Source organism: Streptomyces durbertensis, from assembly GCF_014156695.1.
Classification (GTDB): Bacteria; Actinomycetota; Actinomycetes; order Streptomycetales; family Streptomycetaceae; genus Streptomyces; species Streptomyces durbertensis.
On record NZ_WMLF01000117.1, the window covers coordinates 1 to 13,547 of the forward strand.

General features: G+C 71.0%; 11 protein-coding genes. 1 reads left to right on the forward strand and 10 read right to left on the reverse strand.

Annotation, left to right across the window (positions count from 1 at the left end; translation table 11 throughout):
• Nucleotides 1-96 precede the first annotated feature (96 nt).
• The 10 genes from gltX to GL263_RS10620 all read right to left on the reverse strand — a co-directional run bounded on the left by gltX (nt 97) and on the right by GL263_RS10620 (nt 12,807).
• Nucleotides 97-1,590, reverse strand: a complete 1,494-nt coding sequence (gltX, locus tag GL263_RS10575) for a glutamate--tRNA ligase (protein ID WP_182855361.1) — start codon at nt 1,588-1,590, stop codon at nt 97-99.
• Nucleotides 1,583-2,365: a fumarylacetoacetate hydrolase family protein gene (locus tag GL263_RS10580; protein WP_182855362.1), complete on the reverse strand. Its 783-nt coding sequence runs from the start codon at nt 2,363-2,365 to the stop codon at nt 1,583-1,585. Before GL263_RS10580 ends, gltX begins: the two co-directional genes overlap by 8 nt.
• A gap of 179 nt (nt 2,366-2,544) precedes the next feature.
• Nucleotides 2,545-3,123, reverse strand: coding sequence for a GTP-binding protein (locus GL263_RS10585; RefSeq protein WP_182855363.1), 579 nt, complete (start codon nt 3,121-3,123; stop codon nt 2,545-2,547).
• Entirely contained in the window at nt 3,104-3,625 is a 522-nt protein-coding gene (locus tag GL263_RS10590; protein WP_182855364.1) for a DUF742 domain-containing protein, read from the reverse strand. Before GL263_RS10590 ends, GL263_RS10585 begins: the two co-directional genes overlap by 20 nt.
• A gap of 114 nt (nt 3,626-3,739) precedes the next feature.
• Nucleotides 3,740-4,153, reverse strand: a complete 414-nt coding sequence (locus GL263_RS10595; protein WP_182855369.1) for a roadblock/LC7 domain-containing protein — start codon at nt 4,151-4,153, stop codon at nt 3,740-3,742.
• A 10-nt stretch (nt 4,154-4,163) separates the two neighbouring features.
• Nucleotides 4,164-7,559 (reverse strand): sensor histidine kinase, encoded by a 3,396-nt coding sequence (locus GL263_RS10600; RefSeq protein WP_182855365.1) that lies wholly within the window; start codon nt 7,557-7,559, stop codon nt 4,164-4,166.
• A gap of 339 nt (nt 7,560-7,898) precedes the next feature.
• Nucleotides 7,899-8,477 carry a GTP-binding protein gene (locus GL263_RS10605; protein ID WP_182855366.1) on the reverse strand — a complete coding sequence of 193 codons (579 nt, stop codon included), beginning with the start codon at nt 8,475-8,477 and terminating at the stop codon, nt 7,899-7,901.
• On the reverse strand, nt 8,458-8,874 hold the full coding sequence (locus GL263_RS10610; protein WP_182855367.1) for a DUF742 domain-containing protein: 417 nt from the start codon (nt 8,872-8,874) through the stop codon (nt 8,458-8,460). Before GL263_RS10610 ends, GL263_RS10605 begins: the two co-directional genes overlap by 20 nt.
• Before the next feature lie 66 nt (nt 8,875-8,940).
• On the reverse strand, nt 8,941-9,354 hold the full coding sequence (locus GL263_RS10615; RefSeq protein ID WP_182855370.1) for a roadblock/LC7 domain-containing protein: 414 nt from the start codon (nt 9,352-9,354) through the stop codon (nt 8,941-8,943).
• Between the two features lie 9 nt (nt 9,355-9,363).
• Nucleotides 9,364-12,807 (reverse strand): nitrate- and nitrite sensing domain-containing protein, encoded by a 3,444-nt coding sequence (locus GL263_RS10620; protein ID WP_182855368.1) that lies wholly within the window; start codon nt 12,805-12,807, stop codon nt 9,364-9,366.
• 558 nt (nt 12,808-13,365) lie between these two features.
• Here GL263_RS10620 and GL263_RS10625 point away from each other — a divergent pair.
• On the forward strand, nt 13,366-13,521 hold the full coding sequence (locus tag GL263_RS10625) for a hypothetical protein (RefSeq protein WP_228456382.1): 156 nt from the start codon (nt 13,366-13,368) through the stop codon (nt 13,519-13,521).
• Nucleotides 13,522-13,547: the final 26 nt, after the last annotated feature.

Here is a 13,547-nt window from a genome sequence, read left to right on the forward strand (position 1 = left end):
CCCCCGAGAGGCCCCCGGAACGGCAGACGCCGGGCGGTCCGCCACGCGGTCCACCCGGCGTCGTCGCCGGTCGGCGGGGGCCGGAGCCCTACGCCGTCAGGCACCCTGCTCCAGCTTCTTCAGCGCCGCGTCCACCCGCGCCAACGTGCGCTCCCGGCCGAGCACCTCCAGGGACTCGAAGAGCGGAAGCCCGACCGTGCGCCCGGTCACCGCGACCCGCACCGGCGCCTGCGCCTTGCCGAGCTTCAGCCCGTGCTCCTCGCCGGCGGTCAGCACGGCTCCCTTGAGCGCGTCCGCGTTCCAGTCCGCTTCGGCCAACTTCGCCCGGGCGGTGCGCAGCAGGTCCTCGGCGCCCGGCTTCATGGCCTTGTTCCAGGAGGCCTCGTCGAGGACGGGCTCGTCCAGGAAGAGGAAGTCGACGTTCTGGGTGATCTCCGAGAGGACGGTGAGGCGGGTCTGCGCCAGCGGCGCCAACTCCTCGAAGGCAGCCCGGTCGAACGCCTCCGGGCGCCAGGTGGCGTACGGCTCGCGCAGCCAGGGCTCACACGCGGCGACGAAGTCCGCGACCGGCATCTCCCGCAGGTGCGTGGCGTTGATCGCCTCGCACTTCTTCAGGTCGAAGCGCGCCGGGTTGGCGTTGACGGCCCCGATCTCGAACGCCTCGACCATCTCGTCCAGCGTGAAGATGTCCCGGTCCTCGGCGAGCGACCAGCCCAGCAGCGAGAGGTAGTTGAGCAGACCGGCGGGAAGGAAGCCGCGCTCCCGGTAGAGGTTGAGGGAGGACTGCGGGTCCCGCTTGGAGAGCTTCTTGTTGCCCTCGCCCATCACGTACGGCAGATGGCCGAACTCCGGGACGGTGCCCGCTCCCACGCCGATCTCGGCGAGCGCGCGGTAGAGCGCGATCTGGCGCGGCGTGGAGGAGAGCAGGTCCTCGCCGCGCAGGACGTGGGTGATCTCCATCAGCGCGTCGTCGACGGGGTTCACGAGCGTGTAGAGCGGGGCGCCGTTGGCCCGGACGATGCCGTAGTCCGGCACGTTCTCGGGAGTGAAGGTGAGTTCGCCGCGCACCAGGTCGGTGAAGGTGATCGCCTCGTCCGGCATCCGGAAGCGGACGATCGCGGCCCGGCCCTCGGCCTCGTAGGCGGCCCGCTGCTCGGCGGTCAGGTCACGGCACTGCCCGTCGTAGCCGGAGGGGCGGCCGGCGGCCCTGGCGGCCTCCCTGCGGGCGTCCAGCTCCTCGGTGGTGCAGTAGCACCGGTAGGCGTGGCCGGCCTCCTCCAGCCGCGCGGCGACGTCGGCGTAGACGTCCATCCGCTCCGACTGGCGGTAGGGCCCGTGCGGGCCGCCCACCTCGGGGCCCTCGTCCCAGTCGAGGCCGAGCCACCGCATGGAGTCCAGCAGCTGCCGGTAGGACTCCTCGGAGTTGCGGGCGGCGTCGGTGTCCTCGATGCGGAACACCAGCGTGCCGCCGTGGTGGCGGGCGAACGCCCAGTTGAAGAGGGCCGTGCGGACCAGTCCCACGTGCGGGTTGCCGGTCGGCGACGGACAGAAACGGACCCGCACGGGGGCGGGTGTGCTTGCGCTAGCCACGCTTGATCACCTTGTTGGTGAGAGTGCCGATGCCTTCGATGGTGACGGCGACCTCGTCGCCGACGTTGAGGGGTCCGACACCCGCGGGGGTGCCGGTGAGGATGACGTCGCCCGGGAGCAGTGTCATGGCCTCGGTGATGTGGACGATCAGCTCCTCGACGGAGCGGACCATCTCGCTGGTGCGGCCCAGTTGCCGCTGTGCGCCGTTGACGGTGCACATGATCGCCAGGTCGGACGGGTCGACCTCGGTCTCGATCCACGGGCCGAGCGGGCAGGAGCCGTCGAAGCCCTTGGCGCGGGCCCACTGCTCCTCGCTGCGCTGGACGTCGCGGGCGGTCAGGTCGTTGGCGCAGGTGTAGCCGAGGATCACGTCCCGGGCCCGCTCGCGCGGCACCTGGCTGCACATCCGCCCGATGACCACGGCCAGTTCGGCCTCGTGGTGCAGTTCACCGGAGAAGGCGGGGTAGCCGACCGGGTCGTCGGGCCCGACCACCGAGGTGGAGGGCTTGAAGAAGACGACCGGGGTGTCGGGCACGGTGTTGCCGAGTTCCCTGGCGTGCTCGGCGTAGTTGCGGCCGACGGCCACGACCTTGCTGGGCAGCACGGGCGGCAGCAGCCGCACCTTCTCCAGCGGTACCTTCTGCCCGGAGCGCTCGAACTCGGCGAACGGGTGGCCCTTGATGATGTCGAGTACGGGCCCGCCCTCGGTCTCGGAGTCTCCCTCCAGGACTCCGAAGCCGACGTTGCCGTCGATGGAAAATCTGGCGATGCGCACGGGTGGTGTCGCCCCTCACTGACGTACGGCGCGCAGCACGTACGTGCTGGCCTGCTGAAACCTGACGCTCCAGCGTATCGGGCCGGCCGGTCCGGGGCGTTCCGGACGGTCGATGTCCGGTGCCCGGACCGGCCGGCCCGAGAGGAGGAGGGGAAGGACGTCCGGTGAGGGCGCGCCGCTCAGCGCAGGCGCGCCATCAGCGCGTGCTCGACCAGGGTGATCAGCGCGCTCTTGGCGTCCGCGCGGTGGCGGGCGTCGGTGGTGATGATCGGGGTGTCGGGTCCGATCTGCAGCGCCTCGCGGACCTCCTCCGGGTTGTACGGCTGGTGGCCGTCGAACCCGTTGAGGGCGATCACGAACGGCAGGCCGCTGTTCTCGAAGTAGTCCACCGCCGGGAAGCAGTCCGCCAGCCGGCGGGTGTCCACCAGCACCACCGCGCCGATGGCCCCGCGCACCAGGTCGTCCCACATGAACCAGAACCGGTCCTGGCCGGGTGTACCGAACAGGTAGAGGATCAGGTCCTGGTCGAGGGTGATGCGACCGAAGTCCATCGCGACCGTCGTCGTGGTCTTGTCACCGGTGTGGGTGAGGTCGTCGATCCCGGCCGAGGCGGAGGTCATCACGGCCTCGGTACGCAGCGGATTGATCTCCGACACGGCGCCCACGAAGGTCGTCTTGCCCACGCCGAACCCGCCCGCCACCACGATCTTCGCGGAGGTGGTGGAGCGGGCCGCACCGCTAGAGCTTCCGAAGTCCACTGAGCACCCTTTCAAGCAGTGTCACGTCAGGCTGTCCACCGGCGGCCTCGTCACCGCCGGGCTGGTGAATGGCGACGAGTCCGGCCTCGGCCAGGTCAGCGACGAGGATCCGGGCAACGCCGAGGGGGATGGAGAGGAGAGCGGAGATCTCCGCCACGGACTTGATCTCGTGGCACAGGCGGCAGATCCGCTGGTGCTCCGGAAGCTGCCCCTGGAGTTTCATGGGGTCCGCGGTCGTGCTGACCAGCGCCTCGATGGCGAGCTGGTAGCGCGGCCGGGTGCGCCCACCGGTCATCGCGTACGGCCGGACCAACGGCTGCGAGTTACCGCCGCCGGAGTCGTACCGCGAGCCGCCGCCCTGGGGAGGCTGTTGCCGCTGACGCGGCGGCTGCGACGCCTGCTGGTGGTGGCTGGGCGTCGAAGGGAAGTTGTACCGCTGGTACTGGGGGTCGCGCTGCGGCTGGTGCGCGTTGCCGTACGGACCGCCTGGGGGCGTAGTCACGTCTCCTCCTCCGACTGCCGATGTGCGAGAAGCGCCTCCGGGGAGACGCCCCCTGGTGACGTTTCGCGTTCCCGCACCCTAAGGCTCAGCGACGCGATACGCACCGGTTGTTTGCTAGTTGAGAAGACTTCCCTGGAGTTCCGAGCGCAGTTCGGGCGTGAGCACCGTGCCCGCCCGGTCCACCAGGAGCGCCATCTCGTATCCCACGAGGCCGATGTCGGCCTCCGGGTGCGCGAGCACCGCGAGCGAGGAGCCGTCGGAGATCGCCATGATGAAGAGGAAGCCGCGCTCCATCTCCACGACGGTCTGGTTGACGCTCCCACCCTCGAAGATCCGCGAGGCCCCCGCGGTCAGCGACGTCAGTCCCGAGGCGACCGCGGCGAGCTGGTCGGCTCGGTCTCTGGGGAACCCCTCGGACATCGCCAGGAGAAGGCCGTCGGCGGAGACCACCACCGTGTGCGACACCCCGGGGGTGTTCTCCACGAAGTTGGTGATCAACCAGTTCAGGTTCTGCGCCGCCTGGCTCATCGGGCTCACACTAACGCTCCTGATCGTAGGTGCTGCCGGTACCGAAGCCCGGCCGTTCGTTCTGCTTGCCGCCCTGGCCGCCGCGTCCCCTGCGGACACCGCGGTGCAGGTTGCTCAACCTGCCTCGGACGTCCTCGGGGGCACGGGAGACCTGGGGTCCGCCCTGCGGGGTCTGCTCCGCCGTTCCCTCGACCAGGTTGGCCTTGGGCACCCGGCGCGGCAGCCCGGAGGTGGTGACACCGCCTGCCTTGGGGGCACGGACTCCCTCCGCGCGCTCCCAGCGCTCGTCGTTCGCCGAGCGCCAGTCGCCGCTGCCGGAGTCGGCCTGCTGACCGCCGTCTCCGGATTCCGCTTGCGGCTGGGCCTGCGGCTGCCCCGACCCCTCCGGCCGACCTCCCCGCTTCTCCCTGCGCGGAAGTCCCGCGCTGGTCAAAGAGGGTGAGCCGGACGAGGACGAGCCCGGACGGTCGAAGCCTACGCGCTCCCCGCCGCCAGCGGGAGCCACGGGTCCGGATTCCGCTTCGGCCTCGGGACGGCCGTTCCGGGGGCCCGGGACGGTCTCAGGACCCGTCGCGTCGTAGTCCGACGTGCGGTAGTCGCCCTGGTCCGCCGCATAGCCGTCGGCCGGCTCCTGGGACTGGTAGCCGTAGCCGTCCTGCCCGGTGTAGCCGTCGGCGGGCCGGCCGGCGGACGGCGTGCCCTGGCCGAAGGCGTCGAAGCCGGAGCCCGCGCCCGGGTGGCCCTGGTCGGCGCCACCGGCGGAGTAGCCCGGCCCGTAGCCGGAGTCCGCCTGGTAGTCCGCCTGCTGACCGTAGCCGGCGTCGGCGGTGTAGCCGGGCTCGCCGCTGCGGTCGTAGCCGTGGTCCGGAGCGGCGCCTTCGGAGGGGTACGCGTCGGCCGGGTAGCCGTCGTAGCCGCCGTCCTGGTAGCCGTCCTGGCCCTGACCGCCGTCCTGCCCGTAGCCGGACTGCTCGTAGCCGGACCGCTGGTCGTAGCCCGCTTCGTACCCGGACTGCTGGTCGTAGCCCGACTCGTAGCCGCTCTGCTGGTCGGCGCCGGGCCGCTGGTCGTCCTGGCCGTAGCCGTCGGACTCGGGGCCCACGGCGGCGCGGCGCTCCTCGCGGTGCGGCGAGCGGCCCACCGGATCGAGCGACGATATGTCGTCGGGAACCTGCACCGAGCCGTAGCGGCTGTCGTCGAAGCCGAGTTCGGCCGCCGAGCGGTGGTCCAGGTACGGCTGCTCGTCGCGCTGCTCGACCTGCGGCTGCTCGGGCACGATGCGGGAGACGGTGAAGTCGCCGCCCTCCGTCTCGCTGCCGCCACCGCCGTGGGTGATGACCTCGGGCAGCATGACGAGGGAGGTGGTGCCGGCCTGCTCGCCGGAGGGGCGCAGCTGGACGCGGATGCCGTGCCGGTCGGCGAGCCTGCCGACCACGTACAGGCCCATGCGCTGGGAGATCGCCGCGTCCACGGTGGGCGGGTCGGCCAGCTTGTGGTTGATGTCGGCGAAGTCCTCGGCGGTGAGGCCGATGCCCTTGTCGTGGATCTCGATCATGACCCGGCCGTCCGGCAGTCGGGTCGCGGTCACCTTGACGTTCGTCTGCGGGGAGGAGAACGAGGTGGCGTTCTCCAGCAGCTCGGCGAGCAGGTGCACGAGGTCGTTGACGACGGCGCCGTGGATCTCGCTCTCGGGGACGCCGGAGATCTCGATGCGCTCGTAGCTCTCCACCTCGGAGGCGGCGGCACGCATCACGTCGACCAGCGGGACGGGCTGCGTCCAGCGGCGGCCGGGCTCCTCGCCCGCGAGGACGAGCAGGTTCTCGCCGTTGCGGCGCATACGCGTCGCGAGGTGGTCCAGCTTGAACAGGTTCTCCAGCTGGTCCGGGTCGGCCTCGTTGTTCTCCAGGTTGGTGATCAGGTCGAGCTGGCGCTCGATGAGGCCCTGGTTGCGGCTGGAGAGGTTGGTGAAGATCGCGTTGACGTTGCCCCGCAGCAGCGCCTGCTCGGCGGCGAGCCGGACGGCCTCGCGGTGCACCTGGTCGAACGCCCTGGCGACCTCGCCGATCTCGTCCTTGGTGTCGATCGGGATCGGCTTGACCTGGGTGTCGACCTTGCCGGGCTCGGTGCGGGAGAGCTGGTCGACGAGCATCGGCAGCCGCTGCTCGGCGACGTCGAAGGCGGCGTTGCGCAGGCGGTTCATGCTGCGGCTCATGCCGCGGGCCATCAGGCCGGCGACCACGAAGGCGATGAGCAGCGCGGCGAGCACGATCACCGAGTTGATGATCGCCTCACGCTTGGCGTCGGCGGCGATGTCGCCGGCCTCCTGCACCGCGCGGTCGGCGAGGTCGCGCTCGATCGCCCGGTAGGTGTCGAACTTGCCGGTGGTGGCGCGGTACCAGACCTCGGCGGTGATGCCCTGGTCGCGCAGGGCGGAGGGGCGCAGGCCCGAGCCGATGCGCTCGGCCATCACCGGCATCGCGGGCGGCGAGACGAAGTCCTGGCCGGCGGCCTCGGCCTGCTCCTTGGCCTTGGCCAACTCGTCCTGGCTCTTGGCCTGGAGGGCTTCCAGGTCCACCCGCAGGCGCTTGCCGTCGTCCTCGGTGCCGGCGGCGAAGAACTCGCTGAGCGCGATGTTCTCCAGGTAGATGTAGGAGGAGAAGGCCTTGACCTGCTCGGCCTTGTCGGCGGCGCCCGGGCCGGGCTTGACCAGCAGCTGGGTGCCGATGGAGCGGGTGAGCGACTGGGCGGCGTTGGCCAGCGAGATGGCGTAGACGGTACGGCCGTAGGAGGTCACGTTGCCGGTGCCAAGGCCCAGCTCGTTGGCGAGGTTCATCAGCGGGTGCTGGACCTCGACGTACTGGAGCTGGGTGTCCACGCCCTTGAGCTTGGTGGTGTACGCGTTGGCGCGCAGCTCCTCCAGCTTGGGCTCGACCTCGGCGAAGCGGGAGAGGCGGCGGTTGAGGCTGGCGGTCTTCGGCGCCCGGTCGGCGGCCGCGTGGAAGGCGTCCTTGGCCTCGTCGGTGGCCTTGCGCGCCTCGGTGACCTCGGCGGAGTCCGTCTCGCCGCGCAGCAGCGGCGCCGCGGTGCGGTCCCGCTCGTCGAGCAGGGCGTGCCCGTAGGCGGCGGCGGCCCGGACGAGTTCGGCGGTCCGCTCGGCGTCCTGCGCCTCGCCCAGCGTCTCCAGGGACGCCTGCACCCGGAAGCCGCCGAACAGCAGGGCGACGAGCACCGGGATCAGCAGGATCGCGTTCAGCTTGGTGGCCACCCGCCAGTTGCGGGGGGCGAACTTGCCGCCCGAGGACTCCGCGGCGGGCATGGATGGCTCAGCCGGTGAAGCCGCGCTGCGCGGCGGCGTGAAGTTGCCCCGCGACTCCGGCGGCGGGGGTGCCGTCTTGCTTCGCCTCACTCGACCAAACCCTCTCGGCGTAGGCACTCGTGCCTCGACGTGCCTTAACTACTGCTGAGTTCAGCGAATTCCAGCACGCCGACGGTGAGCATTCCAAACACTTGAACGTGAGATCACAAGTACTCAACGAAGCAGCGAGGCGGACATCTCGGGAACCATGGGACAGAAACCCCCTCGATCTGCGCTCAGTGCGAACCTACGCTCGCGTCATGTGTCCGACACCCGCGGTTTCCGCGAGGAATCTCTGTCGAACCGTTATGAAGCGGAAGAGGGCAGGGCGTGTGATAGCTCACAAGCCCTGCCCCGTCCGCAACCGGTTTACCGGCGGACCGCCGTTGATCAGCGCAGTCTCGCCAGCAGCGCGTGCTCCACAAGCTGGATGAGCGCCGTCTTGGCGTCCGCGCGATGGCGGGCGTCGGTGGTGATGATCGGCGCGTCCGGACCGATCTGCAGCGCCTCGCGGACCTCCTCCGGGTTGTACGGCTGGTGGCCGTCGAACCCGTTCAGGGCGATCACGAACGGCAGGCCGCTGTTCTCGAAGTAGTCCACCGCCGGGAAGCAGTCCGCCAGCCGGCGGGTGTCCACCAGCACCACCGCGCCGATGGCCCCTCGCACCAGGTCGTCCCACATGAACCAGAACCGGTCCTGACCCGGCGTACCGAACAGGTACAGGATCAGGTCGTCGTCCAGCGTGATGCGACCGAAGTCCATCGCGACCGTCGTCGTGGTCTTGCCACCGGTGTGGGTGAGGTCGTCGATCCCGGCCGAGGCGGAGGTCATCACGGCCTCGGTACGCAGCGGATTGATCTCCGACACGGCGCCCACGAAGGTCGTCTTGCCCACGCCGAACCCGCCCGCCACCACGATCTTCGCGGAGGTGGTGGAGCGGGCCGCACCGCTAGAGCTTCCGAAGTCCACTGAGCACCCTTTCAAGCAGTGTCACGTCAGGTGCGCCACCGGCCTCGGCGTTGCCGCCCGGCTGGTGGATGGCGACCATGCCGGCCTCGGCGAGGTCGGCGACGAGGATCCGGGCGACACCCAGCGGGATGGCGAGCAGCGCGGAGACCTCCGCGACCGACTTCACCTCACGGCACAGGTGGCAGATGCGCTGGTGCTCGGGGAGCAGGCCCGGCAGCTGCGACGGGTCGGCGCTCGTGCTGACCAGGGCCTCGATGGCGAGCTGGTAGCGCGGCCGGGTGCGCCCACCGGTCATGGCGTACGGGCGCACCAACGGCTGGTCGCCCTCATCCTGGTCGTACGACGCATGATGATCAGCGGCACCGTACGGTCCGGGTGAGGCGGGCGGGGTGGTCATGGCTCCTCCGGCGAGGCAGAAGATCGGCGAGACGGACGGTCGTGCTCGTGTGGGGGGAGCATGGGGCTAGTTGAGAAGGCTTCCCTGAAGCTCCGAGCGGAGTTCCGGGGTGAGCACCGTGCCCGCCCGGTCCACCAGGAGCGCCATCTCGTAGCCGACAAGACCGATGTCGGCCTCCGGGTGCGCGAGCACCGCGAGCGAGGAGCCGTCGGAGATCGCCATGAGGAAGAGGAAGCCGCGCTCCATCTCCACGACGGTCTGGTTGACGCTCCCACCCTCGAAGATACGTGAGGCACCCGCGGTCAGCGAGGTCAATCCCGAGGCGACTGCCGCGAGTTGGTCGGCCCGGTCCCTGGGGAAGCCCTCGGACATCGCCAGGAGAAGGCCGTCGGCGGAGACCACCACCGTGTGCGACACCCCGGGGGTGTTGTCCACGAAGTTGGTGATCAACCAGTTCAGGTTCTGGGCCGCCTGGCTCATCGGACTCAACTAACGCTCCTGCTGGTGAGTGGGGCCGAGGCCCCGGTCGTTGCTGTCGGTGCCACCGGCCTGGCGGCCCTGCTGGATGCCTCGACGGAGGTTGGTGAGACGGCCACGGACCGCGTCCGGGGCGCGCGAGACCTGCGGTCCGGCCGGCTGCGCGGACTGCGTCTGGGCGGTGCCCTCCACCAGGTTGGCCTTGGGTACCCGGCGCGGCAGCCCCGAGGTCGTCACGCCTCCGGCGGCCGGCTGCCGCAGCCGCTCGGCCCGGCGCCAGCGGTCGTCGTTCGGCGACGCCTGCCAGTTGCCGCCGTCGCGCGGGGCGGGCGCGCCGCCGGGACGGGAGGCGGGCTGCCCCTCGGCCGGTCGCGACGCGGGCTGCTGGCGCACCTGCGGCATCGGCTGGGTCCGCGTGGCGTCCGGGGACGGCTGCTGCTCCCGGGCGCCGGACCGCGCGGCGAACCAACTGGACTCCATCTCCTCGAAGATGGGCGTCCGGGTGTTGGCGGTCGCGGTGGCCGGAATGGGGATGTCCAGCTCGGTGGTGTCGTCGCGGAGGTCGACCGACGGGCCGTGGCCGGTCGGCTCGCCACGGCCGTCACGACCGCCGGTCGAGCCGGCGAAGCCGGGGCGGGCGTACTCGCCGGTGCTCTCCGAGTCCTCGTGGCCGCGGGGCGTCTCGTCGGCGGTGCGGCTGCGCGGTGCCTCCGGCTGCGCCCCGGTACGGCTGTCGGCCCAGCCGGGACGACGCTCGCCGGTCGGCGCCTCGGGGCGCTGCGGCTCGGGGCGCTGCGGCTCGGGGCGCTGCGACTCGGGACGGCGGGGCTCGGGCGCGGCGGGCAGCTCGCCGATCGGGCCGCGCCCGGGCAGCTGGCGCTGCTCGCCGGGCACATTGCCGGCGCGGTCGGCCGGCGGCTGCGCCTGCGGACGCGGCGCCTGCTGCGGCGCGGGCTGGGTCGGCGGCTTGGGCGCGGGCACGTCCTGGGCGGGGCGCCGCTCGGCGGGACGCCGCGGCGGGCCGTCCTGGGCCGCGCCGGCCGGCCGGCCGAGCGCGGGCGCCGGACGCCCGGCGCCGGGGCCGGCGTTCGGCTGCTGACCGCCGTTCGGACCGCCGTTCGGGCCGGGGCCGCCGAACGGGCCCTGGCCGCCGGGCTGGCCGTGCTGTCCGGGCTGTCCGGGCGAGCCGGGGCGGGAGCCGCCCGCCGGCAGCGCGGGCCGCTGGCCGCCGCCCATCTGGGCGCGGGTGGACATCTGGCCGAGCCGGCTGCCGCCGGCCGCCGGCGGCTGTCCCTGACCCTGCGGGCGCTGGGCCGGGCCGCCCTTGGCGGCGCCGCTCTGGGTGACGTCCACCGGCAGCATGACCAGTGCCGTGGTGCCGCCGGAGTCGGAGGGCCGCAGCTGGATGCGGATGCCGTGACGCAGCGACAGTCGACCGACCACGAACAGGCCCATGCGGCGGGAGACGGAGACGTCCACCGTCGGCGGGCTGGCCAGCCGGTCGTTGATCGCGGCCAGGTCCTCGGGGGAGAGGCCGATACCGGTGTCGTGGATCTCCACCAGCACCCGGCCGTCGGGCAGCGCGTGGCCGGTGACCCTGACCTTCGTCTGCGGGGAGGAGAACGAGGTGGCGTTCTCCAGCAGCTCGGCGAGCAGGTGCACGAGGTCGTTGACCACCCGGCCGGCGACCTCCGCCGTGGGTACGCCGCTGAGTTCGATCCGCTCGTACTGCTCCACCTCGGAGGCGGCGGCGCGGAGCACGTCGACCAGCGGCACCGGGCGCGTCCAGCGACGGCCGGGCTCCTCACCCGCGAGGACGAGCAGGTTCTCACCGTTACGGCGCATACGCGTCGCGAGGTGGTCCAGCTTGAAGAGCGAGGCGAGCTGGTCGGGGTCGGCCTCGCGGGACTCCAGCTCGGAGATGAGCGAGAGCTGACGCTGGATGAGGCCCTGGCTGCGGCGCGAGAGGTTGGTGAACATCGCGTTGACGTTGCCCCGCAGCAGCGCCTGCTCGCCGGCGAGCCGGACGGCCTCGCGGTGCACGTCGTCGAAGGCCGCGGCCACCTTTCCGATCTCGTCCCGGCTGTGCACACCGACCGACTCGACGGTGGTGTCCACGTCCTGCGGGTCGGACTCGGAGAGCTGCTTGACCAGCTCGGGCAGCCGCTTGCGGGAGACCTCCTGCGCGGTGTCCTGGAGTCGGCGCAGCGAGCGGACCATGGACCGGGCGACCACAAAGGCGCCGACGAACGAGATGCCGAGGACGAGCAGGATCATCGCGCCGTTGAGGATCACGTCGCGGCGGGCCTCGTTGCGCAGTTCGCGCGCCTGCTGGTCCATCTGGGTCAGCAGGGTCTTCTCGATCTTGCCCATCTCGTCGATCTTCGTACGGTGCTGGTCGTACCAGTCCATGTACGAGCGGGACTCGGCCTTGATGCCGTCGGCGCTCTTGAAGACGCGGGTGGCGTACTCGGTGGCGGAGGTGATGTTGACGATGCCGCCGTCGAGCGACTTGGTCAGCTCCGCGGAGTCGTCGCCGTAGATGACGCTGAAGCGGCTCATGGCGGCGCGCTCGTTGTCGTACGCGGTCGAGCCGAAGCGCCGGTCGTTCTCGGAGAGCTCCGGACCGTCCGGGGCCGCGAGGCCGGCGCTGATCACGGCGCGCTGGATCGAGGCGTACTCCTTGGCGGTGGAGAAGGCCGCCAGGGCACGGGTGCTCTCGATCATCTCCGGGTTGCTGGTGGCCTGGGCCATGTCCTGGGAGAGCGCGAGCAGCGACTCGATGATGCGGTTGTAGTCGCTGACGGTCTCGGCGACGGCGTCCGAGTTCTCGTACGCGCGCTCCCGGATGTCCTTGATCCGGTTGAGCTGGCGGCCGATGTCGATGACGGTGGCGCGGACTCCCGCGAGGTGCTTGTCGTCCTGGTCGGAGAGCTTGCGGGTGTTGTCGTTGAACGAGTCCTTGGCCTGATCCGTACGTTCCCTCGGACCGACAACCGTGTCGTCCTTGGCGTTTCCGTGGGCCGTCAGCGGACCGGCCGAGCGGTCGCGCTCCTCCTGGAGCGCGGCTGCCAGCTCGGTGGCCTGCTGGGTCATCTCGGTCAGCAGCTGCATGTTCTCCAGCTGCTCCGACTCGCTGATCGCGTCGGCGATACGGAACGCGCCCAGGGTCGTCGCGGCGACCACCGGAAGAGCGAGCAGGGAGACAAGACGGGTGCTGATCCGCCAGTTGCGCAGCGCGAGCCGCGAGCCCGTGCTGGAGGGCTCCTTCGGACCGGCCTTGCCGCCGGCAGCGGACGCGTCCTGCTTCACACCCTCGGTGGGCTCGTCGGAGTCGCGGACGACCGGTGACGTGCCGCCCTCCTGCGCGCGCTTGGCGGCGGAGCCGCGGTCGGCCGAGCCGCGCAGCTCCGGGTCAGCCGCAGCCTTGCCATCCCTCTTGAAACGTCCCTGCACTAGCGTCGCAACCTCTGGACCAGGCGCCCCGCCGGATGAGCGGCGAGGCGGTGTTGAGCCGAGGGGTCCTGAGGGACCCTCCGGCGGTCGTGAGCGACCGACGCGTTGCCAGTTCCGCCGCGCGGCGCTGCTGTGCGCCCGTCGCGCGCCGGCTGGATGTCCTGCGGCGGTCCGTGAGATTCCAGCACAGTGCCGGATCTGCAACAAGGGCCGGGAATCGAGCTGTGACATCCGTGACGCTCAGCGTGGAGTCCATGACGTTTTGTGAAAGCGAATCGGTCAAATATCGGACGTTCCGTACCGAACAGCGCGACAACCACACGGGATCGGTCACACACCGCAGCAGCCCGAAGAGACACGAATGTCTCCTTCCTCCCGGTTCGGGACGTCGAAATCGTGCCCGGATTAGCCGTTTTGACCGCCACTCGGTGAGGAAACTCACAGCGGATAAATTGTCTGTACCGACCATCGGATGGGTACATGGGCTTACTCTCGTGATTTACATCGCGTACGGCCGAGACAACCGAGGGCATACACCCAGTGAAGACGACCATGACGATGAGCAGCACGGCGAACCCCCGGCGGAGCACGCTGACCCATCTGTCGGCCGCCGACGAGCTGGTCCCGTGCCAGCGGGAGCACGGCATCGAACTGCCCGCCGCCACGGCGAACCCCCGGCGCACGACGCTGGTGGACGCTCCGACGGCCGGCTGACGCCGTCTCGGACACACGACAAGGGC